The following is a 23752-nucleotide window of genomic DNA, read 5'->3' as shown; positions in this document are numbered from 1 at the left end:
GGAGCGCACGGCGTACGCCGGGTCTCATCCGCCGAAGCGCCGGTGGCGTTTCGCGTAGTCGCGGATCGCGCGCAGGAAGTCGACCTGCCGGAGGTCGGGCCCGAGGGCCTCGACGAAGTAGAACTCGCTGTGGGCGGCCTGCCAGAGCATGAAGTCGCTGAGCCGCTGCTCGCCCGAGGTGCGGATCACGAGATCGGGGTCCGGCTGCCCCCCGGTGTAGAGGTGCTGGCCGATGAGGTCGGGCGTGAGTCGGTCGGCGAGGTCGTCGAGGCTGCCGCCGTCGGCGTGATGCGCGGCGACGATGGAGCGCATCGCGTCGACGATCTCCTTGCGCCCGCCGTAGCCGACCGCGAGGTTCACGTGCATTCCCCGCTTGTCGGCCGTGCGGTGCTCGGCCGCGTCGAGCGCGGCCACGAGCGGCGCGGGCAGGCCGGCATCCGATCCGACGTGCTGCACCCGCCAGTCGCGGTAGTGCGAGAGCTCCTCGGCGAGCTCGGCGATGATCTCGATGAGCGCGGCGAGCTCGTCGCTGGCCCGGTTGCCGAGGTTGTCGCTCGAGAGCAGGTAGAGCGTCACCACCTGGATGTCGAGGTCGTCGCACCACTCGAGGAACTCGCGCACCTTCGCCGCGCCGGCGCGGTGACCGTGGGCGGCCGTGTCGTAGCCGAGCTGCTTCGCCCACCTGCGATTGCCGTCGATGATCATCGCGACGTGTCGGGGCAGCGACTCCTGCTCGAGTCCGCGTCGGAGCCGGCGCTGATAGAGGCGGTAGAGGATGCCGCGACCGAGGGACGGATCGCTGGATTGCACGGCACTACGCTACCGCGACTGGGCCCCAGACACTCACAGCGGGTCGTGACCGCCGAGGCCCTACGCTGTCAGCATGACCCCCGAACGCCGCCGCGATTCCGAAGATCTCGTGCACGAGCTGTCCAAGCCCGTCGCCTCGGAAGACGTCGCGGATGCCGCGATCGACCGCGCGGCGCACGGCCCCGACCTGCCGAACATCCCCCTGCTCGACGACTCGCTCGCGCACCCGACCGACGACGTCAAGCCCACCTGGCGAGGGTGGATCCACGCGGGCACCTTCCCGTTCACGATCGTCGCGGGCATCGTGCTCATCGCGCTCGCCGAGGGCGCACCGGCCAAGTGGGCGTCGGCGGTGTTCACGCTGACGTCGATGCTGCTGTTCGGCAACTCGGCCCTCTACCACCGGTTCGACTGGAAGCCGCGCACCAAGCTCCTGCTCAAGCGCATCGACCACGCGAACATCTTCCTGCTCATCGCCGGCACGTACACGCCGCTCGCGATCCTCGCGCTGCCGCCCGAGAAGGGCTGGACCCTGCTCGCGGTCGTCTGGGCCGGCGCACTGGTCGGCATCGGCTTCCGCGTCTTCTGGATCACGGCGCCGCGCTGGCTCTACGTGCCCATCTACCTGCTGCTCGGCTGGGCCGCGGTCATGTACCTGGGCGACCTGCTCGCCGTGAGCGTGGCGATGATGGTGCTCGTGGTCGTCGGCGGCCTGCTCTACTCGGGCGGGGCCGTCATCTACGCGCTGAAGAAGCCGAACCCCGTGCCGGGCGTGTTCGGGTTCCACGAGATCTTCCACACCTGCACGGTGCTGGCGTTCATGTGCCACTGGACGGCGACGCTCATCATCGCGATCGCCCCCGCGTACCACCTGGGCTGAGGCCGGTCGGCCGGGCTCCGGCCCGTCGCCACCGGCAGCTTGCCGAGGGTCAGCGGGTCCGTTCGTCTCCGGATGCCGCGTCGGGGCCGGCTGCGCTCGCGTCGCCATCGTTCGGCCCGGCGTCGGCCTGCTCGGCGTCGGCCTGTGCAGGGGCGGATGGAGCAGGGGCGGATGCCGCGGCATCCGTCGACCCCTCGGCCGCCGCGTTCTCGGCCATCTCGCGCGCGAGTTCCTGCTGCACCTCGGCCCGGTAGTTCGTGCGCCGGATGCGGCGCGTCATGTCGAGCACGAGCAGCACCACCACGACCATGATCGCGAACGTGATGACGAAGCCCCAGACGCCGGGAGTGACGTCGTTGGGGTCGAACTCCTGGTCGTCGGCCGCCAGCACGAGGGGTGCGATCGTGCCGTGGACCGCGTGCAATGCCGTCGCCGCGATCACAGACGAACCCGGCGGGTGGAACTGGCGGGCACGGAGCGCATCGGACTCTCTCTCACGGCGGATTCGGCCGTCACCCGAGCGGGTTAGGCTTGAAAGGCAAGCCTAGACGATCCGACCCACGAGGATTCCGAGTGCCCACCCCCGAAACCGACCAGCTGGCCGCGCGCTACGGGCGCACCCGCACGCGGAAGCGCCGCGACCTGGTGATCCTCATCGGCGCGGGCATCGCCTTCGCGATCGTGCTGGTCTCGTGGGTCGTGTGGGCCGGCCTCGACGGGCAGCAGGCGAGCGTGCAGGCCACCGACACCTCGCATGTCGTCCACAACGACGAGCGCACGGTCGAGGTCACCTGGACCCTGTCCGTTCCGGCAGGCGAGACCACCGCGTGCGCCGTCAAGGCGCTCGACGACGACTTCACGGTCGTGGGGTGGAAGGTCGTCGAGATCCCGGCATCCGAACGCCATCTGCGCAGCCTCACCGAGTCCGTACGCACCGCGCGCGACGCCGCGACGGGTTTGATTTCGAGCTGCTGGCTCACCTAACATGGGGCATTCGCCTCGACAGTCGTCGGGGCGTCACGTCTATTCGGACGCGTGCACAGCACCGCGTCCCCGCAGGAGGGCACCATGGCGCAGGACGCCACCGTCACCTGGCTCACGCAGGAAGCGTACGACCGGCTCGCCGCCGAGCTCGAGCAGCTCTCGACCGCCGGTCGTGAAGAGATCGCCAAGCGCATCGAATCCGCGCGCGAAGAGGGCGACCTCAAGGAGAACGGCGGCTACCACGCCGCGAAAGACGAGCAGGGCAAGATCGAGGCCCGCATCCGCCAGCTCAAGGGCCTGCTGAAGAGCGCCGAGGTCGGCGAGGCTCCGGCCTCGAAGGGCATCGTCGAGTCCGGCACCGTCATCACCGCGGTCATCGCGGGCGACGAGGAGACCTTCCTCATCGGCAGCCGCGAGATCGCCGGCGACTCCGAGCTCGACGTCTGGAGCGAGCAGAGCCCGCTCGGCGCCGCGATTCTCGGCCTCAAGGTCGGCGACAAGACGAGCTACACCGCGCCGAACGGCCGCGAGATCGCCGTCGAGGTCACGGCCGTCGACACCTGGGGCGGCCAGTAGGCCGCACCGCACGCGTGAACGCGCCGATGGCGCCGACCGATCGGTCGGCGCCATCGGCGTCTCATCGCGCGTTCGCCGCGAAGGCTGCGGCAGACGCCGCGGCGAAGAGCGCTACTCCGAGACGATGCGGGGCTCGTACCCCGCGCGCCGCAGCACGTCGACCACCGATGCCCGATGCGCCGGGCCGCGCGTCTCGACCGAGAGGCGAAGCGCCACCTCCGAGATCTGCAGGCCGTTGCCGTGCCGCGTATGCAGCACCTCGATGACGTTCGCGTTCGCCTCGGCGAGCAGTTCGGCGATGCGGGCGAGCTGACCGGGCCGGTCCGGCAGGCCGATCTCGAGCGTGAGATAGCGATCGGATGCCGCGAGCCCGTGCGCGATCACGCGCTGCATGAGCAGCGGGTCGATGTTGCCGCCCGAGAGCAGCGCGACGACGGGGCCGTCGGACTGGATGCGACCGCTCATGAGCGCCGCGACGGAGACCGCCCCGGCCGGCTCGACGACGAGCTTCGCCCGCTCGAGGAGCACGAGCAGCGCGCGGGCGATGTCGTCGTCGCTGACGGTGATCACCTCGTCGACGGTCTCGCGGATGATCTCGAGCGTGAGCTCCCCCGGCTTGTAGACGGCGATGCCGTCGGCGATCGTGGGGACGACCGGCACCTGCACGGCGTGGCCCTGGGCGAGCGAGGGCACGAACGGCGAGGCGTTCTCGGCCTGCACGCCGATGACCCGGATCGTGCGGCCCTCGAGTGCGGCCCGCTGCTTCACCGCGCTGGCGACGCCCGCCGCGAGGCCGCCGCCGCCGATGGGCACGACGATCGTCGCGACATCCGGAACCTCGTCGAGCACCTCGAGGCCGAGCGTGCCCTGGCCCGCGATGACGTCGATGTGGTCGAACGGCGGGATCACGACCGCACCGGTCTCGACGGCGAAGGCATTGGCCGCCTCGAGCGTCTCACCGACCGAGTCGCCGTGCAGCACCACGTCGGCGCCGTACGCGCGGGTGGCGTCGAGCTTGGGCAGCGCGACGCCGACCGGCATGAAGATCGTGGCCCGGATGCCGAGCTCGCGCGCCGCGAACGCGACGCCCTGCGCGTGGTTTCCGGCCGACGCGGCCACGACACCACGCTCGCGCTCTTCAGGGCTGAGCGCGCTCAGGCGGTTGAACGCGCCGCGCAGCTTGTAGGAGCCGGTGCGCTGAAGGTTCTCGCACTTGAGGTGCACGGGCACGCCGAGGCGGTCGGCGAGAAACCGCGAGGACTCCATGGGCGTTCGGCGGACGACCGCCGCGACCACGTCGCGCGCGCGGGCGAAGTCGGCGAGGTCTGGTCCCGGGATGGTGCTGATCACGCGTTCATTCTCCTCGTTGGTAGCCGGGGCGTTGCGGCACGGTTCGCCAGAGCGGCGAGCTCGGCACGACCGGTGGTCCGGCGGACTGCTTCCAGGATCCGCCGGCCACGAACGTGATCATGACGTTCAGCACGGCGGCGATCGGCACGGCGAACAGCGCTCCGGGGATGCCCGCGAGGAAGGAGCCCGCCGCGACGGCCAGCACCACGCCGAGCGGGTGGACCTTGACCGCGGTGCCCATGATGAGCGGCTGCAGGACGTGGCCCTCGATCTGCTGCACGAGCAGCACCACGCCCAGCATGATGACGGCCGGCCACAGGCCGTTGTAGACGAGGGCGACGAACACTGCCAGCGCACCCGTGACCACGGCGCCCACGATGGGGATGAACGAGCCGAGGAACACGAGGATGGCGATCGGCACGGCCAGTGGAACCTGCAGCAGGAACGCGCCGAGCCCGATGCCGATCGCGTCGATGGTCGCAACGAGGATCTGCACCTTCACGAAGTTCTGCAGCGTGGTCCACCCGGCGAAGCCGGCGCCGTCGACCGCGGCACGGGCGCGACGCGGGAACACCCGCACGACCCAGCCCCAGATGCCGCGACCGTCGATGAGGATGAAGAGCGTGGCGAAGAGCGCCAGCAGCGTGCCGGCGAAGAAGTGGCCCACGGTGGAGCCGACCGAGAGCGCACCGCTGACGAGGATGCCGCTGTCGGCCTGCAGCGCCGAGACGACCTGGTCGACGGCGTCGTTCAGCTGCGCCGCGCTCAGGTGGAACGGCCCCTCGAGCAGCCAGGTGCGGAAGTCGTTCCAGGCCAGCACGGTCTGCGCCGCGAGCTCGTCGGAGCCGCGCACGATCTGCCAGATGCCGAGGGTCAGCAGACCGCCGACCACGGTGAGCGCGCTCAGCATGGCGGCCGTGATCGCCAGCCACTTCGGCCAGCGATGCCGCTGCAGCAGGCTCGAGAACGGCACCAGGAGCGCGGCGATGAGCACGGCGACGAGCAGCGGGATGACGATGTAGCGCAGCTGGACGATCAGGAAGATGGCGACCGCCACCACGCCGCCGACGAGCAGCAGGCGCCACGACCAGGCCGCGGCGAGGCGCATGCCGTAGGGAATCGAGTCGCGGACATCGGCGGGCTGCGGCACCGCGGGCTCCTGAGGCACCGCTGGCCCCTGGTCGGGCGCGCGATCGACCGCGCGTCTCCTGCCGACGAACCTGCCCCGACCCTGGCCCATCGCTCCAGTCTAGGCGGGGGGCATGCGCCCCGCGGCATGTGCGATGTCGGCGGGCGCCGGTAGGGTGCGAGCACCATGGTCGAACGTGTCAGTCCCCCACTCGCCCGCCGCATCGCACTCGCCGCGCAGGGCTTCGGTCGCCCCGTGCCGCCCGAGCCCGGAACCCGTCAGGTGGCCGGCGTGCTCGATCGACTCGGCCTGCTGCAGATCGACTCGGTCAACGTCTTCGAGCGCAGCCACTACCTGCCGGTGTTCAGCCGCCTCGGAACCTACGACAAGGCACTGCTCGACCGGGTCACGACCGGGCGACGCGGCCGAACCCTCGAGTACTGGGCCCACGAGGCGGCCTTCGTTCCTCGCGAGCTGTGGCCGCTCTTCGAGTTCCGCCGCGACGAGTACCGGCAGCGGGGCGAGGCCTGGGGCGGGTGGCTCGTCGAGAACCGGCAGCTCGCCGACTGGCTGAAGGCCGAGCTCGCCGCCAACGGCCCGATGCGCGCCAGCGAGATCGAGCACGATGCGAACCAGCGGCGCGGGCCGTGGTGGGGCTGGTCGACGGTCAAGCGAACCCTCGAGTGGATGTTCCGCGTCGGCGAGGTCGTCTGCGTCGAACGTCGTCGCTTCGAGCGCGTCTACGCGCTGCCCGAGCAGGCGCTCGCGGCCGAGCTGCTGGCCCCGCCGCCCTCCGAGGCCGACGCCGTGCGCGTCCTCGTCGAGCGCGCGGCCTCCGCCCTCGGCATCGCGACCGAGGCCGACCTCGCCGACTACTGGCGCATGAAGCGGGTGCAGGTGCGCGGCGCCGTGCGCGATCTCGAAGACGCGGGCGTGCTCGTGCCCGTCGAGGTTCCCGGGTGGAGCGTCGGCGGCCGGCCCGCGGCGACGTGGGTGCACCGAGACGCCAGGCGCCCGCGCCGCATCGATGCGGCGACCGTGCTCTCGCCGTTCGACCCGGTCGTGTGGTTCCGGCCGCGCGCCGAGCGCATGTTCGACTTCCACTACCGCATCGAGATCTACACGCCCGAACCGCAGCGCGTGTTCGGCTACTACTCGCTGCCGGTGCTCATCGACGACGACGTCGTCGGCCGCGTCGACCTCAAGAACGACCGCAAGAACCGGGTGCTCCGCGTGCAGTCGGCGTGGAGCGAGGCTTCAGCTCCCGCCGACACCGCGGCCCGACTCGTACCGGCCCTCCGGCGTGCGGCCGCGTGGCAGGGGCTCGACGAGATCGTCGTGGCCGACCGGGGCAACCTGGCACATGCGCTGCGACCCGAGCTCGCGGCATCCGCGTGAGGTCCTGTCGCGTGCGTGAGGCCGGTCGCGTGCGTGAGGCCGCCTCGCCGGCGTGTGGCCATGCCATGCGATCGAGCGATGCGCTGGTCGCCTAGAACGAGCCGCCCATGTTCTCGAGGCGCTTGACGCGCTCGGAGATCGGCGGGTGCGTGGCGAAGAGGCGGCTGAGTGCGCCGGGCTTCAGCGGGTCGGCGATCCAGAGGTGGGCCATCGACGAGTTCTGCCGCTTCATGGGGCGACCGTAGGCCTCGAGCTTCTCGAGCGCACTGGCGAGGGCGTCGGGATGCCGCGTGGTCATCGCGCCCGTCGCGTCGGCCAAGTACTCGCGCTGGCGTGACACCGCGAGCTGCACGAGACTCGCGACGAGCGGCGCGATCAGCATGGCGACGATGCCGACGACCATCAGGATCGGGTTGCCGTTGTTGTTGTTGCTGCGGCCGAAGAAGGCCATGCGCACGAACATGTCGGAGATGAACCCGACGGCGACGACGAGCCCGAACACGATCATCGACAGCCGGATGTCGTAGTTGCGCACGTGGCCGAGCTCGTGGGCCATGACGCCCTCGAGTTCGGCGTCGTCCATGATCTCGAGGAGCCCGGTGGTCGCCGCCACGACCGCGTGCTCGGGGTCGCGCCCCGTGGCGAACGCGTTCGGCGCCGGGTCGGAGACGACGAACACCCGCGGCATGGGCGTGCCCGTGGCGATCGACAGGTTCTCGACCGTGCGCCAGAGCCGGGGATGATCGGCCTTGCTGCGCAGCTCGACGGCGCCGGACATCGCGAGCGCCTGCCGGTCGGCCGTGAAGTACTGGAAGACCGCGTAGGCGGTCGCGATGACCACCGTCACGACGACGATCGTCACGTCGTGATAGATCGCCGCGGCCAGCCACCCCAGCCCGCCGACGATCGCGAGGAAGAACAGGATGATGAAGAAGGTGTTGCGCTTGTTCTTGGCGATCGCTCGGTACAACGCCGGCCCTTAGAACTGCACGCGCGGCGGCTCCGCGATGGCCGCCGGCTCGGTGACCTCGAAGAAGTCGCGCTCGTTGAACCCGAGCCCGCGCACGAAGAGCGTGTTCGGGAACACCTTGATCTTCGTGTTCAGCTCGCGCACACCGCCGTTGTAGAACCGGCGCGAGGCCTGGATCTTGTCTTCGGTGTCGACGAGCTCGGACTGCAGCTGCAGGAAGTTCTGGCTCGCCTGGAGCTGCGGGTAGGCCTCGGCGACCGCGAAGATCGACTTCAGCGCCTGCTGCATGTGGTTCTCGGCCGCGGAGGCGTCGGCCGGCCCCTGCGCCTGCAGGGTCTCGGCGCGGGCGCGCGTGACGTTCTCGAACACGGCCTTCTCGTGGGCGGCGTAGCCCTTGACCGAGTCGATGAGGTTCGGGATCAGGTCGGCTCGCCGCTTCAGCTGCACCGTGATGTCGCTCCACGCCTCGTCGACGCGCACGTTGAGCGTGACGAGCGAGTTGTACGTGGCCCAGAGGTAGATGCCGACGATCAACACGAGCGCGACGACGATGATGACGGGGATCAGCCATTCCATGGCACGGACTCCTAAGCGCTGCTGCGACGATCTCGGATGCTGAATATTCTATCGATCCGCTGAGAGCGCACCCGGGGTTCCCATGAGACTCGGAGCAACCGGAGAGCGTTCTCCCGGATCGGTCGGAGGATCCACTCGACAACGCGGGCGGCGCAGGCGAAGAATCGCCTCATGACCAACAGTGCGGATGCCGCGGCCGGCGCGGCCGTCATCGTCGACGACCTGCACGTGCGGCGCGGGTCGAGTGCCGTGCTCGACGGGCTGTCGCTCGCCGTGCCGTCGGGCGCGATCGTCGGGCTGCTCGGACCGAGCGGAAGCGGCAAGACGACGCTCATGCGCTCCATCGTCGGCGTGCAGGTCGTGCAGTCGGGGTCGATCGAGGTGCTCGGGCTGGCCGCGGGCAGTGCGCCGTTGCGCCGGCGCGTCGCCTACGTGACGCAGCAGGCGAGCGTCTACGACGACCTCACGGTGCGCCAGAACCTCGCCTACTTCCGCCGGGTGCTCGGGGCACCGGCATCCGACATGGATCGCGTCATCGAACGCACCGACCTCGGCGACGTCGCCGACCGGCTCGTCGGGTCGCTCTCTGGCGGGCAGCGTGGGCGCGTCTCACTCGCGGCCGCGTTGCTCGGCGAACCCGAGCTGCTCGTGCTCGACGAGCCGACCGTCGGGCTCGACCCGGTGCTGCGCGTGCAGCTCTGGGACCTGTTCCGCAGCCTCGCCGATGGTGGTGCCACCCTGCTCGTCTCGAGCCACGTGATGGACGAGGCCAAGCGCTGCGACCGGCTGTTGCTCATGCGCGACGGCGAACTGCTCGCCGACGACACCGTCGAGGGGCTGCTCGCGTTCACGGGCACCGACGACGTCGAGACCGCGTTCCTGCGGCTCATCGAGCGCGGCGCGCCCGACCTGCGATCGCGGGCGACCGAACGGCCTGGGCCGCGGCACGCCGCCGATCCCGGCCCGCTCGATCCCGGCCCGCTCGATCCCGACGCACCCGAGGCCGGATCGGAGACCGCCCGATGAACTTCGCGCGCACGTTCGCGACCGCAGGCCGGGTGCTCACCCAGATCCGCCACGATCCGCGCACGGTCGGGCTGCTGCTCGTCGTGCCCAGCCTGCTCATCGGGCTCGTCGCGTGGATCTTCACCGACACCGACGTCTTCGACGACATCGGGCCGGCGATGATCGCGCTGTTCCCGTTCATCGTGATGTTCCTCGTGACGAGCATCTCGACGCTCCGCGAGCGTCGCAGCGGAACGCTCGAGCGCCTGCTCTCGATGCCCATGGGCCGCGGCGACTTCCTGCTCGGCTACGCGCTCGCGTTCGGCCTGCTCGCGGTCGCGCAGACGGCGATCGCCGTCTCGTTCGCGGTCTGGGTCTGCGGGCTCGACATCTCGGGCTCGATCTGGCTGCTCTTCGCCGTCGCGGTCGCCGACGCCGTGCTCGGCACCGCGCTCGGCCTGCTCGCGAGCGCCTTCGCCCGAACCGAGTTCCAGGTCGTGCAGTTCATGCCGCTGCTCGTGCTGCCGCAGATCCTGCTCTGCGGCATCTTCATCCCGCGCGATCAGCTGCCCGACGTGCTCGAGACGATCAGCGAGTGGTTGCCACTGAGCTTCGCCATCGACGCGCTGCAGGCCGTCGCCGCCGACTCCGAGAGCGCCGAGTGGATCCTGTCGAAGGTGCTCGTCATCGTCGCCTGGATCGTCGGCTCCATCGTGCTCGGTTCGGTCACGCTGCGTCGACGGACGCCCTGACCCCGAGCACCCGGTCGAGGTAGGGGTTGCGGAAGACGCCCTCGGGGTCGAGCTCGTCGCGCACGGCGAGGAAGTCGTCGAATCGCGGGTACTTCTCGCGAAGCGTGGCATCCGTCTGCGTGTGCATCTTGCCCCAGTGCGGGCGCCCGCCGTGGTCGTGCATGATCGCCTCGACCGCCGTGAAGTACTCGGTGGGGTCCTCGCGGAAGTAGCGGTGCACGGCGATGTAGCCGGTGTCGCGGCCGTAGGCGGTCGAGAGCCAGTTCTCATCGGATGCCGCGGCGCGCACCTCGAGCGGGAAGCTCACCCGCCAGCCGTTGCGCTCGATCAGCGAACGCACGGCGCCGAAGGCGGAGGGCACCGCGTCGAGCGGCAGCGCGTACTCCATCTCGCGGAACCGCACGGTGCGGTTGGTCGTGAACACCGCGGGCGAGAAGTCCGCGAACTCGCGGTCGCCCGTGAACCGGTCGAGCTGGCGCGCGAGGAAGGGCGTGGCCGAGGGTGCCATCTTGCCGAGCGCGCAGACGCCGCGGTAGAGGCCGTTGGCGAGCAGCTCGTCGTCGACCCAGCGCGAGACGTGGCCGAGCGGATCGCGAGGAGCGTCGCCCGGCAGCCTCGTGTTGGTCTTGGTCATCGCGCTGCCGGTGTGCGGGAACCAGTAGAACTCGAAGTGGTCGGCGCCGGCGACGCGTTCGCCCCAGTGCGCGAGCACCGCGTCGAGCGGTTCGATGCGCTCGACCGCGTGCAGCACGAACGCCGGCACGAGCTGCAGGGTCACCTCGACGAGCACGCCGAGGGCGCCGAGTCCGACGCGCACCGCGGGCAGCAGCTCCGGCCGCACGGTCTCGCTCACCTCGACGAGCTCGCCGGTGCCGGTCACGAGCTTCGCGGCGACGATCTGCGTGGCGAGACCGCCGAACCCGAGTCCGGTGCCGTGGGTGCCGGTCGAGGTCGCGCCGGCGATGGTCTGCCGGTCGATGTCGCCCATGTTCGCCAGGGCGAGCCCGTAGGGCGCGAGCAACCTGGGCAGGTCGTAGAGGCGGGTGCCGGCGCCCAGCGTGACACGCCCGGTCGCGGGGTCGGCCGCGATCACGCCCGACACGTCGGCGAGGTCGAGCTGCACACCCGGGGCGACTGCGATGCCGGTGAAGCTGTGCCCCGACCCGACGGGCTTGATGCGGAGCCCGGATGCCGCGGCCGACGCCACGGCCCGCTGCACCGCCCCGGCCGAGTCGGGTCGTTCGACGCGCACGGGTCGCACCGACTCGGTTCGGCCCCAGTTGCGCCAGGTGGCTCCGGTCGCGGTCACAGGAACACCTTGCCCTCGCCGCGGTACGTGGGAAGCGTGTCGACGATGCGGTCGTCGTCGACGAGCTGGAACTCGTTCAGGTGCTCCGAGAGCTCGCCCGACTTCGTATGCCGGAACCAGACGCGATCGCCGGCTCGCAGCTGCGCGACGGCGGGGCCGGTGACGGGCGTCTGCACCTCGCCCGCGGCCTCGCGCGGCAGCATCTCGAGCCCCTCGGGCCAGACGATGCGCGGCAGGCGGTCGGGTGCGGGCGGGCCGGAGGCGACCCAGCCGCCGCCGAGGATCGTCGCGTGCTGCGCGCTCGGGCGGCGCACGACGTCCATGGCGAAGGCCGCGGCCGGCGCGGGCCTGAAGTGCTCGTACCCGTCGAACAGGTGCCCGCCGAACAGGCCGGAGCCCGCGGCGACCTCGGTGACCGACGGGTCGGCGGAGGTCGCCTCGAGCGAGCCGGTGCCGCCGCCGTTCACGAACTCGAGGTCGGCGTGCTCGCGCACGGCCGCGACCGCGCGCGTGCGCCGCTCGATGAGTTCGGGCATCGACCGCGACTGCATCCACCGGTTCACGGCGCCGTCGACCGGCTTGCCGGCCGGACGGTTGGTGACGCCGGCGATCTGCGCCTCGTAGCCCATCATGCCGACCAGCCGGAACCCGGGCCGGGTCGCGATGTACGCGGCGAGCGCTCCTGCATCGGCGGGCTCGTGCACGGGCGATCGACGCACGCCGAGGTGGCCGAGCAGCGGCGCGTTCCACGACGCGTCCAACTCGAGCGCGATGCGGATCGGCTCGCGCCCGGTCGGGGCGATGACGGAGTCGATCAGGTCGAGCTGCGCGATGGAGTCGACCATGAGCGTGATGCGGCCCGCCAGCTGCGGGTCGGTCGCGAGGCGACGGATGCTGCCGCGCTCGGCGGTCGGGTACCCCACGACGAGGTCGTCGACGGTGTCGGCGAGCCAGATCGCCTCGGCGAGCGTGTACGCGAGCACGCCGTGGTAGCCGGGCAGCCGCAGCAGCGCCTCGATGACGCTCCGCACGCGGATCGACTTCGAGGCGACGCGGATCGGCATGCCGTTCGCGCGACGCAGCATGTCGTGCGCGTTGTGGCGGAGGGCGCCGAGGTGCAGCGCGCCGACGGGGGCGTCGAGGTGGCCGGTCGCGGCGGTGAGCGAGGGCCAGTACCGCGACGGGGTCGCCCACGGCGCGGCATCCGTCGTCCTCACGCCCACGGGCGCCTTCGTGACATCGAGACTCGACAGGTCGACCATCAGCGCACACTCCGAACTCGCGAGACCGCGATCGCACCCGCGAACGCGAAGACCGCGCTCAAGACGAAGACCAGCACGAACGAGCCGGTCAGCACCACCGCGGCCGCGCCGATCAGCGGCGCGATGGCCTGCGGAACGGCCGTCGCGATGTTCATGATGCCGAGGTCCTTGCCACGTGATGCGGCGTCGGGCAGCACCTGCGTGGCGAGTGCCTGGTCGACCGAGAGGAAGCAGCCGTAGCCGAGGCCGAGGATGCCGGCAGCGACGATGGCGACCGAGAGGTCGGGAACGAGCGCGAGCATCAGCGCCGCGACGGCCTGCAGCGCGGCCGCGACGAACACGAACGCCTTGCGCCGCCCGAGCCGGTCGGAGAGCCGACCGCCGACGAGCGACGCCGTGACCACGAACACCATGTAGACGAGCGTGAGGATGATGAGGTCGTCCTCGGCGTTGTCGTCGCCGAGCCCGAACATGAGGAAGTACAGCAGCAGGCTCGTGCCGAGCGCGTTGCCGACCGACACGAGAACACGGCTGAGCAGGGTCCAGCCGAAGTCGGGATGCGTGCGCGGGCTGATCCAGAGGCTCGCGATGACGCCCTTGGCCGTGACCCGCTTGCGCTCGGCGGCCACGAGGGGCTGGTCGTGCCGCATCAGGAACGGCACGGCCAGTACGAGCAGCACGACGCCGAGGATGACGTAGCCGAGCGCCTGGTCGGTGACGAGCTCGGTGACGAGCAGGAGCCCGACGATGATGCCGACCGCCTGCGGCGCCGACATCCAGCCCGAGACGAACCCGCGCTGGCCGACCGGAACCTGGTCGGAGATCGTCGCCGTCAGCGCCGCGGTCATGATGCAGAAGCCGACGGATGCCGCGACCCACGCCGCGCCGATGCCCCAGATCTCCGTCTGCAGTCCGAGCACCGCGAGCGAGGCGGCGAACACGACCGCGCCGATCACGATCCACGGACGACGACGCCCGAAGCGGGAGGTCGTGCGGTCGGATGCCGCACCCGTGAGCGGATAGGCGATGATCGTCGCGACGGCCGCGATGCCCGAGATCACGCCGAACGCGACGACGCTGTCGACCCAGTTCTCAGGATGCAGGGTCGCGTCGATCTGCGCCGGGAGCAGGAGCTGCACCGGGGTGAGCTGCGCCATCCAGATCGCGAACCAGAGGGCGGCGAAGGAGGCGATCCACCCTGCGGGCACACGCCGCGTGGGTTCGTCGAGCGCCGCCGGCGGCGTGAGGTCGAGGCTCGTCATCGGGGTTGGGCCATTCTCGAGAGGGCGTCTGCGGCCGCACGCGCGACCGACAGGGAGGCGGCGTCGTCGCGGTCGACGAGCCAGGTCAGGGTGAGTCCGTCGGTGAAGGCGACGAGCACGCGCGCGACCTGCGCGACGGGCACGGTCCAGACGGACTGCGAGCGCTCCGCGGCGATCACGAGCGACTGCTCGGCGAGCTCGACGTAGCGGCCGTACTGTGCTCGCGCGAGCGGGTGCCGCTCGGGCGAGCGCAGGGCGTACTGGGTGAGCTCGAGCATCGCCTGCTCGTGCTCCGGGTCGGCCTTGAGGTGTTCGAAGTACCGGACGAGGCCGGCCTCGAGCATGTCGACGAGGGGTCCGTCGGCGAGCGCCTCCGGCATGACGGCACGACGCGCGTTCTCGATGACCGTCGAGATGAGTTCGTCCATGAGCTCATCGCGCGAGTCGAACGCGTAGTGGAAGCTCGCGAGGCTCATGCCGGCCTCGGCGACGATCGCCCGGGTGGTCGCCTGCGCGATGCCGTTGCGGGAGACGACGCGCAGCGCCGCCTCGATGAGCGCGACGCGACGCTCGGGCGCGGGAATGCGGGTCACTCGGGCTCCTCACGACGACGCTGCCGATGCTCGGACGGGCGACCGAGCGAACTGGGACAGGCGACCCAGTTCGAACAGTATGCACTAGTCGGGGCTACGCTCGCACCATGCGCCTCGGGGTCCTCGACGTCGGTTCGAACACCGTCCACCTGCTCGTCGTCGATGCGCACCCCGGCGCACGGCCCATCCCGGCGGCCTCGCACCGCTCGGTCCTGCGCGTCATGCGCTACCTCGAACCCGACGGCTCGATCGGCCGCGACGGCGTCGAGGCGATCCTCACGGCCGTCCGCGACGCCGTCGAGGTGGCCCGCGAATCGGGCATCGACGAGCTGCTCGCGTTCGCGACCTCGGCGATCCGCGAGGCGGCGAACGGCGAGGCCGTGCTCGCCCGCGTCACCGATGAGACGGGCGTCGAGCTGCAGGTGCTCTCGGGCGCCGACGAGGCCCGCATCACGTTCCTCGCCGTGCGCCGGTGGTACGGCTGGTCGGCCGAGCGCATCCTGCTCTTCGACATCGGCGGCGGCTCGCTCGAGATCGCGAACGGCATCGACGAGATCCCGGATGTCGCGCGCTCGCTCCCCCTCGGAGCGGGGCGCTCGACGATCGCATTCCTCCCCGACGACCCGCCCTCACCCGAGCAGGTGCAGCGCCTGCGCGATCACGCCGCGTCGGTGCTTCGCCCCGCCCTCGCGGAGTTCGCGCACCTGCCGAAGCCGTCGCACGTGGTCGGATCGTCGAAGACGATCCGGTCGCTGGCCCGTCTCGCCGGCTGGACGGAGGAGGGCGTCGGACCCGACGAGCGCAGCATCCTGCGACGCAAGGGCCTCGACGACTGGATCCCCCGCCTCGCACGGATCCCGGCCGACGCACGACCCGCGCTGCCCGGCATCACGGCCGACCGGACGTTCCAGATCGTCGCAGGGGCCGTCGTGCTCTCGGAGGCGATGCGCGCGTTCGGCGTGAACGAACTCGAGGTGTCGCCGTGGGCGCTCCGCGAGGGCCTGATCCTTCGACGGCTCGACCGCATGTCCTGACCGGACGTCGGGCCGGCGGCGGTCACCAGGCGTTGACGTACTCCGAGACCGGCAGCACCGAGCTGCGCACCACCGGGAGTCCGCGCTCGATCGCCTGGTCGATGCGCGCGCGCAGATCGGCGGAGTCCACCTGGTAGTCGACGAAGTCGGTGTCGCTCGCGTAGACGCCGATCGGCAGCGTGAGCGCCTGGAAGAACGAGAACAGCGGGCGGAACTGGTGCTCGAGGATGAGCGAGTGGCGGTCGCTGCCGCCCGTGGCCGCGAGCAGCACGGGCTTGTCGATGAGGGCGTACTGCCCGACGAAGTCGAACACGTGCTTGAAGAGCCCGGTGAACGACGCCCGGTAGACCGGGCTCGCGACGATGAGCAGGGTCGCCGACTCGATACGGCGCAGGGCCTCCTCGGCGGCGGGCGGAAGCGCGCTGCGGCTCAGCACCCCGGCGAACTCGGGGCCGATGTCGGAGAGCTCGATGAGGTGCGTCTCGATCACGAGATCGCGCCCGCTGCCGGATCGGAGTGCGGTCGCGAACCCCTCGAGGATCTCGCGAGTGAGGACCGTGGTCTTCGACGGCGCGTGCAGGCTTCCGGAGACGGCGACGATGTTGATGGTGGGCATGGGGCGACACTAACCCCGCATCATCGGCGCCGGAATCGGGCGCGACTCCCGCGGTAAACGGGCGCAACACGCCTTCACAGTGCGTCGCCGCATGACGTGGGCCGCCCGCCCCATCGGACTCCGGATGTCGTCGGCCGATGCCTTCCCCTGAGCCGATCCCCGACGCTACGATCAACGCAAGCGCCCTCGGCGGCGCGCAGTCGAGGGGGAATCGGCATGATCGAACGACTCGGGAGCCCACGGCTCGCGCAGGCATCTACCGAAGCGAACGGGCGCCGCTCGTGACGGACACGATCGGCGCCGAGCAGGCGCAACGCGACGAGCAGCCCGAGACCGGATGGTGGGCCCTCGCGCCCGCCGACGTCACGACCCGGCTCGAGACCGACGATCGCACGGGCCTCGTCGCGGCCGAGGCCGCCCGTCGGCTCGCCGAGCTCGGCCCGAACGCGCTGCACAGCGCGCCGCCGCCGAGCGTCTGGCGCATCGCGCTCAGCCAGGTGCTCGAGCTCATGACGCTCATGCTCATCGCGGTGACGATCGTGTCGCTGCTGATCGGGCAGGTCACGACCGCGATCATCGTGGCGGTCCTCGTGCTCTTCAACATCATCACCGGCACCCAGCAGGAGGTGAAGGCCCGCCGGAGCGTCGACGCCCTCGCGAAGCTGCAGACGCCGAAGGCGCGCGTGATGCGCGACGGCGTCCTGCTGCAGATCGATGCGACGGGGCTCGTGACGGGCGACATCGTCGACCTCGAGTCAGGCGACCTCGTACCGGCCGACGGCCGGATCCTCCGCTCGGCGAACCTCGAGACCCAGGAGTCCTCGCTCACCGGCGAGTCGCTGCCGATCCCGAAGGGCCCTGCCGAGAACACCGAGACCACGGCGCTCGCCGACCGCACCTCGATGGTGTTCCAGAACACGTCGGTCACCCGCGGCACGGCGCGCATCGTCGTCGTCGAGACCGGCATGCGCACGCAGATGGGCCGCATCGCGTCGCTCCTGACCCAGGTGGGCGACAAGAAGTCGCCGCTGCAGCTCGAGCTCGACGGCCTCACGAAGGTGCTCGGCATCATCGCCTGGAGCGCGGTGCTCGTCATCGTGCTCATCGGCTTCGCTCGCGGTCAGAGCCTCGACGAGCTGCTGTTCCTCGCGACGGCTGTGGCGATCTCGGCGATCCCCACCGGCCTGCCCGTGTTCGTGCAGAGCCTGCTCGCGTGGGGCGCCTCGAAGCTCGCGAAGGAACGGGCGATCGTCACCTCGCTGAACGACGTCGAGACGCTGGGCGCGACGAGTGCGATCTGCTCGGACAAGACCGGCACCCTCACGCTCAACATGATGACCGTGCGCACGGCGTGGTTCGGCGGCAGCACGTACCGCGTCACGGGCGAGGGCTACTCGTTCGACGGCCGGGTGCTCGGCACCTCCGACGAGGCGATCGACGCACCGACCCTCGGCCTCGCGATCGGCCTCCCGAACGACGCGACGGTGTCGGCCGACGGCGACGTCGTCGGCGATCCGACCGAGGCCGCGCTCGTCGTGCTCGCCGCCCGTCTCGGCATCGACGCCGATCAGGCCCGCAAGGACTACCCGCGCCTCGCCGAGGTGCCGTTCGACTCCGACTACAAGTTCATGGCGACCCTCCAGCGCATCCCGTTCCGCGGCGAGCAGCGGCTCGTGCTCATCGTGAAGGGCGCGCCCGACGTGGTGCTCAAGCGCTGCACGACGATGCTCGACGAGACGCGCGAGGTGGTGCCCGTGGCATCCGATGCCGCGACCACCGAGCTCGAGCGGATGTCGGCCACTGGCCTGCGCACGCTCGCGATCGCCGCCCGATTCCTCGACGACGCCGACGAGGCCCGCATCGCCGCCGACCCGATGGCGTCGGTCTCCGAACTGGTGCTCATCGGCATCGTCGGCATCGTCGACCCGCTGCGCACCGAGGCGAAGGACGCCGTCGCGGTGGCGCACAACGCCGGCATCGACGTGCGCATGATCACGGGTGACCATGCCGTGACCGCCGGCGCGATCGGCGCAGAACTCGGCCTCGGCACCGGGGCCGTGAGCGGCGCCGACCTCAAGCAGATGACCGACGAGGAGCTGTCGCGCCGGCTGCCCGACCTGCACGTGTTCGGCCGGGTCACCCCAGACGACAAGCTGCGGCTGGTGCGCCTCCTCCAGGCCGATGGCGCCATCGTGGCGATGACGGGCGACGCCGTGAACGACGCGGCGGCGATCAAGCAGGCGAACATCGGCGTGGCCATGGGTTCGGGGTCGGAGGTCACGAAGCAGGCCGCGAAGCTCGTGCTGACCGACGACAACTTCGCGACCCTCGTGCACGCCGTCGAAATCGGCCGCATCGTCTACTCGAAGATCACCGCCTACCTGCGGTTCCAGATGACGCAGCTGCTGAGCCTGATCATGCTGTTCCTCGCCGCGAGCGCGTTCTCGATCGCCGAGGGCGTCGCGCTGTTCCCGGCGCAGGTGCTGTTCATCAACTTCTTCGTCGCCCTGTTCGCGGTGTTCGCGATCGCCGCCGACGCGAACCCGCCCGGCATCATGAACCACCCGCCACGCGACCCGAGGATCGGCGTCGTCAATCGGGTGTCGCTCGTGGAGTGGCTCGTCTACGGCGCCGTCATCTTCCTGATCGCGCTCGTGCCGCTGCTCTGGGGGCCGGATGCGCCGAGCCCGACCGAACCGACCGCGTCGATGACGATGGCCTACGTCGTACTCGGCCTGGCGACTGTGCTGAGCGCCCTGCTCATGCGCCGCACGCCCGAGTCGGGCCTGCTGGCGCCCATCGCGGCGGTCGCGAAGATCCTGGTCTGGCCGGTGCTGCTCATCGTCGCGTCGACCGAGATCCCCTTCCTGCAGCGCGCGCTCGGCACCGTCTCGCTCACCGGCTGGCAGTGGCTGGGATGCATTGGCCTGACGTTGATCCTGCTCGTCGTCGTCGAAGGCGACAAGTGGTTCCGTCGGCGGCGGCTGGCGGCTCGCGTCGCCCGCGGAGATCACTGAGGGAGGACGGCCGGCCCTTCCCGGCGCGGATCAGCCGACGAGGGCGACTCTTCGGCGCGCGCCGACAGACGACATCCGGCAGACGACATCCGACATCCGACCGACGAGATCTGGCAGACGACACCGGAGACGGCGCCCTGAACGGTGCTCCCGCTGGGACTCGAACCCAGACTGAGGCGATTTTAAGTCGCCTGCCTCTGCCGATTGGGCTACGGGAGCGCGACGCCGCCCGAAGGCGGCGTCGCGTCAAACCTACTTCGGTGCGACCCTACTTGGCTGCAGCGGCCTCGGCCTTGGGCTTCGCGGCGGCCTTCGCCTTGGCGGGTGCCTTCGGCGCGGCGGCCGGCTCGACCGGAGCCGCGGCGACCGCGGGCTTCGGGCGGGCGGCGAACGCCTCGAACTGGGCGCGCGGCTGCTGCACGGCGCTCAGCGAGACGACGTCGCGACCGAGCCAGAAGTTGTTCCACCAGCCCCAGAACACACGGAACTTGCGCTCCCAGCTGGGCATCGCGAGGCCGTGGTAGCCACGGTGCGCGAACCAGGCGATGAGGCCCTTGAGGGCGACCTTGCCCGACTGGAACACACCGGAGCCGATGCCGAGGCCTGCAACGGCGCCGAGGTTCTTGTGGAAGTACTGCTTCGGCTCCTCGCCGCGCAGGACCGCGACGATGTTCTTCGCGAGCAGCTTGCCCTGACGCACCGCGTGCTGGGCGTTCGGCACGCAGTAGCCGCCGACGCCGCCGCCGGTGAGGTCGGGGACCGCCGAGATGTCGCCGGCCGCCCAGGCGTCGGCGACGATGTCGTCGTCGTCGCCCACGCGGAGGTCGGCACGCGTCTTGATGCGGCCGCGCTCCTCGACGGGAAGGTCGCTCGTGCGCACGATGGCCGGGTTGGCCATGACGCCGGCGGTCCAGACGATGAGGTCGGACTCGAAGCTCTCACCGGTCGAGAGCTCGATGACGCCGTCGACCGCGCTCTGCAGCTGCGTGTCGAGGTGGATCTCGGCACCGCGCTGCGCGAGGTGCTTGATGACCCAGTGGCTGGTCTCGAGCGAGACCTCGGGCATGATGCGCCCCATGGCCTCGATGAGGTGGAAGTGCGTGTCGTCGAACGTGAGCTGCGGGTAGAACTCGAGCAGCGAGCTCGCGAACGAACGCAGCTCGGCGAACACCTCGATGCCCGCGAAGCCGCCGCCGACCACGACGAACGTGAGCAGGCGGTCGCGCTCGGGACCGGCCGGGAGGTTCGAGGCCTTGTCGAAGTTCGTGAGCACGCGGTCGCGGATCGCGACGGCCTCTTCGATGGTCTTCAGGCCGATCGCGTTGTCGGCGATGCCGGGGATCGGGAACGTGCGCGAGACCGCGCCGCCGGTGACCACGACGATGTCGTAGTCGAACTGCCAGGGCTCACCGACCTCGGGGGTGATGGTCGCGGACTTGGAAGCGTGGTCGATGCCGGTCACCTTGGCGGTGACGACATTCGTCTTCTTGAGGTGGCGACGCTGGGCGACGACCGCGTGACGCGGCTCGATCGATCCGGCCGCGACCTCGGGAAGGAAGGGCTGGTACGTCATGTACGGCAGCGGGTCGACGATCGTGACCTCTGCTTCGCCGGCGCGCAGCCACTTCTCGAGCTTCCACGCCGTGTAGAACCCCGCATAGCCACCGCCGACGATGAGAATCTTGGGCACGGTGAATGGACTCCTCAGTTTCTGATGCTTGCGATCACGGCTCGCGTACGCGAGCGGCCCGCCTGGTATGCCGAGCGGCACCGATGCCCAACAGCGCTGCTAGCGTACCAAACCCTGCGACCAGTGAGAGCGGGAGGGTGATGTAGGCCAGGGTCCACGGGGTCGGCAGCAGGGTCTGCGTCTCGACGTCGACCGGCTGCGGCGGGTCGGCGATCGGCACGATCTCCTGCGCCTCGGGCGCATCGGTCTCGACCGGGGTGTCGGCGCGGCGGTGCAGCGTGATCCACGCGGACAGGCTGCCGAGCGGGTTCTCGGCCACGGGCTCGACGTCGGCCGTGATCGCGGGGACGGGGTCGATGATGCCCCAGCCGTAGAGCGGGCTCGGCACCTCGTGCCCGTGCGGATCGGCCGTCTTGATGAGTCGTTCGATGACGTTCGCCGCATCGAGATCGGGGTATTCGGCGCGAATCAGGGCCACGAGCCCCGAGACGAGCGGCGCGGCGCCGCTCGTGCCGCTCCACACCGCGTGTCCGCCGTCGGGCAGCACGCCCACCAGGTCTTCGCTCGGGGCGGCCACCGCGAGGGTGATGCCCTGCGAGCTCGCGTCGAAGCTCGCGTTCTTCTCCTTGTCGACGCCCGCGACCGCGACCACGCCCGGGATCGTCGCTGGGGCGCCGACCTCGCTCGTGCCGCTGCCGCGGTTGCCCGCGGCGGCGACGACCACGACGTCGTGCTCGAACGCGTACATGAACGCGTCGTCCCAGCTCTCCGGCCAGTCGCGGGTGTTGCGGGTGAGCGACATGTTGATGACGTCGGCGCCGTGGTCGACCGACCAGACGACAGCCTCCGCGATCTGCTCGTCGTTCGACTTCTCGGCGCCGGTCTCGACGCCGAATGCGACCGAGACGGTCAGCAGGTCGGCCTCGGGGGCGACGCCGATCACGCCGTTGCCGGCACCGGTGCCGCGGCCCGCGAGGAGCGAGGCCACCATCGTGCCGTGGGTCGGGTTGTCGCCGACCGGGGTCTGCCCGTCTGGGGTGCCGATGCCCGAGACATCCGTGCCGTCCTTGACGACGCCGCGGAGTTCGGCGACGTTGCCGTTCACGCCCGTGTCGATGACCGCGACCGTGACGCCCTTGCCCTTCGTGGTGTTCCACGCCGTCGTGAACCCGTAGTCGGCGAGCCAATACTGGTAGTCGCGCACGGTGTCGGCCTGCGCGGGCGCGGCGCCTGCGAGCGCCACGACGGCGCCGACGGCGACGGCTGCGACGAGTCTGGCGACCGTGCGGGCGGCGGTCATGCCGACTCGCGCTCGTTCATGCTCGGAGGCGTGCCGAGGTCATCGACGCCGTAGTCGGGGCACTGGCACACGTCGGGCGTCCAGGTCGACCGTTCGAGGGCGATGTCGCCGATCGGGTTCGCGCCGGGGCCGGCCGAGAGCGAGTGCGCGACGACCGCATGCAGGCACTTCACGCGGGTCGGCATGCCGCCCGCCGAGATGCCCGTGAGCTCGGCCACGACGCCGAACTGCTCGCGGTCGGCCAGGTAGTCGCGGTGCGCCTGCGCGTAGCCCTCGGCGACGGATGCGTCGGCCGCGAGCAGCTCATTGCACTCGACCATGAGCTGCGCGGCCTCGAGGAAGGACATCGCCGCCGTCGCCGCCGGGTGCGAGAGGTAGTAGAACGTCGGGAACGGCGTGCCGTCGGCCAATCGCGGCGACGTCGCGACCACGGTCGGCGCGCCGCACACGCAGCGTGCCGGGATGCCCACGACATCGCGCGCCTGACGGCCGAGCTGGGCGGACACGATGCGGATGTCCCGCTCGGTCACGGGGTCGAACGGCGGCCGCGTCATCCGGCACCTCCTGCTGCGGGCGCGAGGCCCGCGGTCATCACGGAGGAGAGGATGGTGCTCATCCAGTCCCCCTTCATCTCGGTCACGTCGGCTGAGACCTCCGTCGTGGCATCCGTCTTCGCCGCTTCGGATCGGTCGTCGATGACGAGGTAGCTCACCTCGCCGGGCATCACGTACGCCAGCCGGTCTCTCGCCTGGGTCGTGATGAAGGTCTCGTCGTTCCACCGTTCGCGCTCGTCGCGCAGACGCTGCACCTCGGACTCCTGCTGCGAGACGGTGGCCTGCAGCTCGGCGATCTTCTGCCGCTGTTCCGCGAGCTGCGCGATGGTCGGTGCGAGCACCACGACCGCGAGCACGAGGACTCCCATCATGATGAGCGAGAAACCTGAGAATCGGATGCCGCCGAGCCAGCCGGCTGCACCGCGGCCCGCCGATGCGCGGGGCGACGTGGGCCTGCCCGGCCGCGTCTTGGCCGGCTTGGCTCCGCCCGGCGTGGTCTTGGACGGCTTGGTCGTGCTCGCCTTGGACGCGCCGGGCGTGCCCGTGTCCCGCTTCGCGGACTTGGAGGAGTTCGCAGGCTCGGAGGGCTTCGCGGGCTTGGAGGGCTTCGCGGGCTTGGTCGCGCCTGGCGTCGCCGACGTGGACGGCGACGTCGCCGTCGGCCTCACCGGTCTCTTCGCCATCG

Annotated in this window: 23 protein-coding genes and 1 tRNA gene; 8 read left to right on the top strand and 16 right to left on the bottom strand. The window is 70.7% G+C overall.

Features of this window, described 5'->3' with window-relative positions; genetic code table 11:
• Positions 1–24 precede the first annotated feature (24 nt).
• A complete protein-coding gene (locus ASE68_RS06920; RefSeq protein WP_055856648.1) occupies positions 25–810 on the bottom strand; it encodes an isoprenyl transferase in 786 nt (261 codons plus the stop codon).
• A 73-nt stretch (positions 811–883) separates the two neighbouring features.
• Here ASE68_RS06920 and ASE68_RS06915 point away from each other — a divergent pair, with 73 nt between their 5' ends.
• Positions 884–1690, top strand: coding sequence for a hemolysin III family protein (locus ASE68_RS06915; RefSeq protein ID WP_082462088.1), 807 nt, complete (start codon positions 884–886; stop codon positions 1688–1690).
• Between the two features lie 49 nt (positions 1691–1739).
• Here the strand turns inward: ASE68_RS06915 and ASE68_RS06910 are convergent, their stop codons facing one another.
• Positions 1740–2132, bottom strand: coding sequence for a hypothetical protein (locus tag ASE68_RS06910; protein WP_235480777.1), 393 nt, complete (start codon positions 2130–2132; stop codon positions 1740–1742).
• A 131-nt stretch (positions 2133–2263) separates the two neighbouring features.
• Here ASE68_RS06910 and ASE68_RS06905 point away from each other — a divergent pair, with 131 nt between their 5' ends.
• Together ASE68_RS06905 and greA are read left to right on the top strand one after the other, a co-directional pair.
• Positions 2264–2674 (top strand): DUF4307 domain-containing protein, encoded by a 411-nt coding sequence (locus ASE68_RS06905; RefSeq protein WP_055856645.1) that lies wholly within the window; start codon positions 2264–2266, stop codon positions 2672–2674.
• An 84-nt stretch (positions 2675–2758) separates the two neighbouring features.
• Positions 2759–3250: a transcription elongation factor GreA gene (gene greA, locus ASE68_RS06900; RefSeq protein WP_055856641.1), complete on the top strand. Its 492-nt coding sequence runs from the start codon at positions 2759–2761 to the stop codon at positions 3248–3250.
• A gap of 111 nt (positions 3251–3361) precedes the next feature.
• Here the strand turns inward: greA and ilvA are convergent, their stop codons facing one another.
• Together ilvA and ASE68_RS06890 are read right to left on the bottom strand one after the other, a co-directional pair.
• Entirely contained in the window at positions 3362–4600 is a 1239-nt protein-coding gene (ilvA, locus tag ASE68_RS06895) for a threonine ammonia-lyase (protein ID WP_055856638.1), read from the bottom strand.
• Positions 4601–4604: 4 nt separating this feature from the next.
• Positions 4605–5750: an AI-2E family transporter gene (locus ASE68_RS06890; protein ID WP_235480776.1), complete on the bottom strand. Its 1146-nt coding sequence runs from the start codon at positions 5748–5750 to the stop codon at positions 4605–4607.
• A 165-nt stretch (positions 5751–5915) separates the two neighbouring features.
• Here ASE68_RS06890 and ASE68_RS06885 point away from each other — a divergent pair, with 165 nt between their 5' ends.
• Positions 5916–7127: a winged helix-turn-helix domain-containing protein gene (locus ASE68_RS06885; RefSeq protein ID WP_055856635.1), complete on the top strand. Its 1212-nt coding sequence runs from the start codon at positions 5916–5918 to the stop codon at positions 7125–7127.
• Between the two features lie 91 nt (positions 7128–7218).
• Here the strand turns inward: ASE68_RS06885 and ASE68_RS06880 are convergent, their stop codons facing one another.
• Positions 7219–8097 carry a M48 family metalloprotease gene (locus ASE68_RS06880; RefSeq protein ID WP_055856631.1) on the bottom strand — a complete coding sequence of 293 codons (879 nt, stop codon included), beginning with the start codon at positions 8095–8097 and terminating at the stop codon, positions 7219–7221.
• A gap of 9 nt (positions 8098–8106) precedes the next feature.
• The gene (locus ASE68_RS06875) at positions 8107–8673 is read right to left on the bottom strand and encodes a LemA family protein (protein WP_055856628.1); all 567 of its coding nucleotides are present in this window, start codon (positions 8671–8673) and stop codon (positions 8107–8109) included.
• A 171-nt stretch (positions 8674–8844) separates the two neighbouring features.
• On the opposite strand from ASE68_RS06875, the gene ASE68_RS06870 reads away from it, so the two are divergent.
• Both ASE68_RS06870 and ASE68_RS06865 read left to right on the top strand, forming a co-directional pair.
• Entirely contained in the window at positions 8845–9699 is an 855-nt protein-coding gene (locus ASE68_RS06870) for an ABC transporter ATP-binding protein (RefSeq protein ID WP_082462085.1), read from the top strand.
• Positions 9696–10430, top strand: coding sequence for an ABC transporter permease (locus ASE68_RS06865; RefSeq protein WP_055856625.1), 735 nt, complete (start codon positions 9696–9698; stop codon positions 10428–10430). Before ASE68_RS06870 ends, ASE68_RS06865 begins: the two co-directional genes overlap by 4 nt.
• On the opposite strand, the gene ASE68_RS06860 is transcribed toward ASE68_RS06865, so the two are convergent.
• The 4 genes from ASE68_RS06860 to ASE68_RS06845 are packed head-to-tail and all read right to left on the bottom strand — an operon-like array spanning position 10405 to position 14856.
• Entirely contained in the window at positions 10405–11739 is a 1335-nt protein-coding gene (locus tag ASE68_RS06860) for a D-arabinono-1,4-lactone oxidase (RefSeq protein WP_055856621.1), read from the bottom strand. The two genes, ASE68_RS06865 and ASE68_RS06860, sit on opposite strands and share 26 nt — an antisense overlap.
• On the bottom strand, positions 11736–13001 hold the full coding sequence (locus tag ASE68_RS06855) for an amino acid deaminase/aldolase (protein ID WP_055856617.1): 1266 nt from the start codon (positions 12999–13001) through the stop codon (positions 11736–11738). Before ASE68_RS06855 ends, ASE68_RS06860 begins: the two co-directional genes overlap by 4 nt.
• Entirely contained in the window at positions 13001–14263 is a 1263-nt protein-coding gene (locus ASE68_RS06850) for an MFS transporter (RefSeq protein WP_055856614.1), read from the bottom strand. The genes ASE68_RS06855 and ASE68_RS06850 overlap by 1 nt, the downstream gene beginning before the upstream one ends.
• Positions 14260–14856 carry a TetR/AcrR family transcriptional regulator gene (locus ASE68_RS06845; RefSeq protein ID WP_055856611.1) on the bottom strand — a complete coding sequence of 199 codons (597 nt, stop codon included), beginning with the start codon at positions 14854–14856 and terminating at the stop codon, positions 14260–14262. Before ASE68_RS06845 ends, ASE68_RS06850 begins: the two co-directional genes overlap by 4 nt.
• Positions 14857–14963: 107 nt before the next feature.
• Between ASE68_RS06845 and ASE68_RS06840 the strand changes: the two genes are divergently transcribed.
• A complete protein-coding gene (locus tag ASE68_RS06840; protein ID WP_055856607.1) occupies positions 14964–15890 on the top strand; it encodes a Ppx/GppA phosphatase family protein in 927 nt (308 codons plus the stop codon).
• Positions 15891–15912: 22 nt separating this feature from the next.
• Here ASE68_RS06840 and msuE read toward each other — a convergent pair whose 3' ends face one another.
• Entirely contained in the window at positions 15913–16506 is a 594-nt protein-coding gene (gene msuE, locus ASE68_RS06835; RefSeq protein WP_055856604.1) for an FMN reductase, read from the bottom strand.
• A 281-nt stretch (positions 16507–16787) separates the two neighbouring features.
• Between msuE and ASE68_RS06830 the strand changes: the two genes are divergently transcribed.
• Complete coding sequence (locus ASE68_RS06830) at positions 16788–19523, top strand: cation-translocating P-type ATPase (protein WP_055856601.1); 2736 nt, start codon at positions 16788–16790, stop codon at positions 19521–19523.
• A 145-nt stretch (positions 19524–19668) separates the two neighbouring features.
• Here the strand turns inward: ASE68_RS06830 and ASE68_RS06825 are convergent.
• The 5 genes from ASE68_RS06825 to ASE68_RS20705 form a co-directional block, all read right to left on the bottom strand.
• A tRNA-Leu gene (locus tag ASE68_RS06825) sits at positions 19669–19742 on the bottom strand.
• 49 nt (positions 19743–19791) lie between these two features.
• Positions 19792–21213 carry an NAD(P)/FAD-dependent oxidoreductase gene (locus tag ASE68_RS06820; protein WP_055856597.1) on the bottom strand — a complete coding sequence of 474 codons (1422 nt, stop codon included), beginning with the start codon at positions 21211–21213 and terminating at the stop codon, positions 19792–19794.
• 34 nt (positions 21214–21247) lie between these two features.
• Positions 21248–22513, bottom strand: coding sequence for a S8 family serine peptidase (locus tag ASE68_RS06815; RefSeq protein WP_055856594.1), 1266 nt, complete (start codon positions 22511–22513; stop codon positions 21248–21250).
• Positions 22510–23067, bottom strand: coding sequence for a DUF501 domain-containing protein (locus ASE68_RS06810; protein WP_055856591.1), 558 nt, complete (start codon positions 23065–23067; stop codon positions 22510–22512). Before ASE68_RS06810 ends, ASE68_RS06815 begins: the two co-directional genes overlap by 4 nt.
• Positions 23064–23750, bottom strand: a complete 687-nt coding sequence (locus tag ASE68_RS20705; protein ID WP_235480775.1) for a septum formation initiator family protein — start codon at positions 23748–23750, stop codon at positions 23064–23066. Before ASE68_RS20705 ends, ASE68_RS06810 begins: the two co-directional genes overlap by 4 nt.
• Positions 23751–23752 lie beyond the last annotated feature (2 nt).

The sequence above is a fragment of the Agromyces sp. Leaf222 genome, from assembly GCF_001421565.1.
Taxonomy (GTDB): Bacteria; Actinomycetota; Actinomycetes; order Actinomycetales; family Microbacteriaceae; genus Agromyces.
Note: the sequence above shows the minus strand (reverse complement) of the source record. Positions and strands in the feature narration are given on the sequence as shown.

What these genes read in the sequence shown, in the direction of transcription:
- ASE68_RS06915 (WP_082462088.1), top strand. Translation starts at nt 884, where the DNA reads ATGACCCCCGAACGCCGCCGCGATTCCGAAGATCTCGTGCACGAGCTG.
- greA (WP_055856641.1), top strand. Translation starts at nt 2,759, where the DNA reads ATGGCGCAGGACGCCACCGTCACCTGGCTCACGCAGGAAGCGTACGAC.
- ASE68_RS06885 (WP_055856635.1), top strand. Translation starts at nt 5,916, where the DNA reads ATGGTCGAACGTGTCAGTCCCCCACTCGCCCGCCGCATCGCACTCGCC.
- ASE68_RS06875 (WP_055856628.1), bottom strand. Translation starts at nt 8,673, where the DNA reads ATGGAATGGCTGATCCCCGTCATCATCGTCGTCGCGCTCGTGTTGATC.
- ASE68_RS06870 (WP_082462085.1), top strand. Translation starts at nt 8,845, where the DNA reads ATGACCAACAGTGCGGATGCCGCGGCCGGCGCGGCCGTCATCGTCGAC.
- ASE68_RS06865 (WP_055856625.1), top strand. Translation starts at nt 9,696, where the DNA reads ATGAACTTCGCGCGCACGTTCGCGACCGCAGGCCGGGTGCTCACCCAG.
- ASE68_RS06855 (WP_055856617.1), bottom strand. Translation starts at nt 13,001, where the DNA reads ATGGTCGACCTGTCGAGTCTCGATGTCACGAAGGCGCCCGTGGGCGTG.
- ASE68_RS06850 (WP_055856614.1), bottom strand. Translation starts at nt 14,263, where the DNA reads ATGACGAGCCTCGACCTCACGCCGCCGGCGGCGCTCGACGAACCCACG.
- ASE68_RS06840 (WP_055856607.1), top strand. Translation starts at nt 14,964, where the DNA reads ATGCGCCTCGGGGTCCTCGACGTCGGTTCGAACACCGTCCACCTGCTC.
- msuE (WP_055856604.1), bottom strand. Translation starts at nt 16,506, where the DNA reads ATGCCCACCATCAACATCGTCGCCGTCTCCGGAAGCCTGCACGCGCCG.
- ASE68_RS06815 (WP_055856594.1), bottom strand. Translation starts at nt 22,513, where the DNA reads ATGACCGCCGCCCGCACGGTCGCCAGACTCGTCGCAGCCGTCGCCGTC.
- ASE68_RS06810 (WP_055856591.1), bottom strand. Translation starts at nt 23,067, where the DNA reads ATGACGCGGCCGCCGTTCGACCCCGTGACCGAGCGGGACATCCGCATC.
- ASE68_RS20705 (WP_235480775.1), bottom strand. Translation starts at nt 23,750, where the DNA reads ATGGCGAAGAGACCGGTGAGGCCGACGGCGACGTCGCCGTCCACGTCG.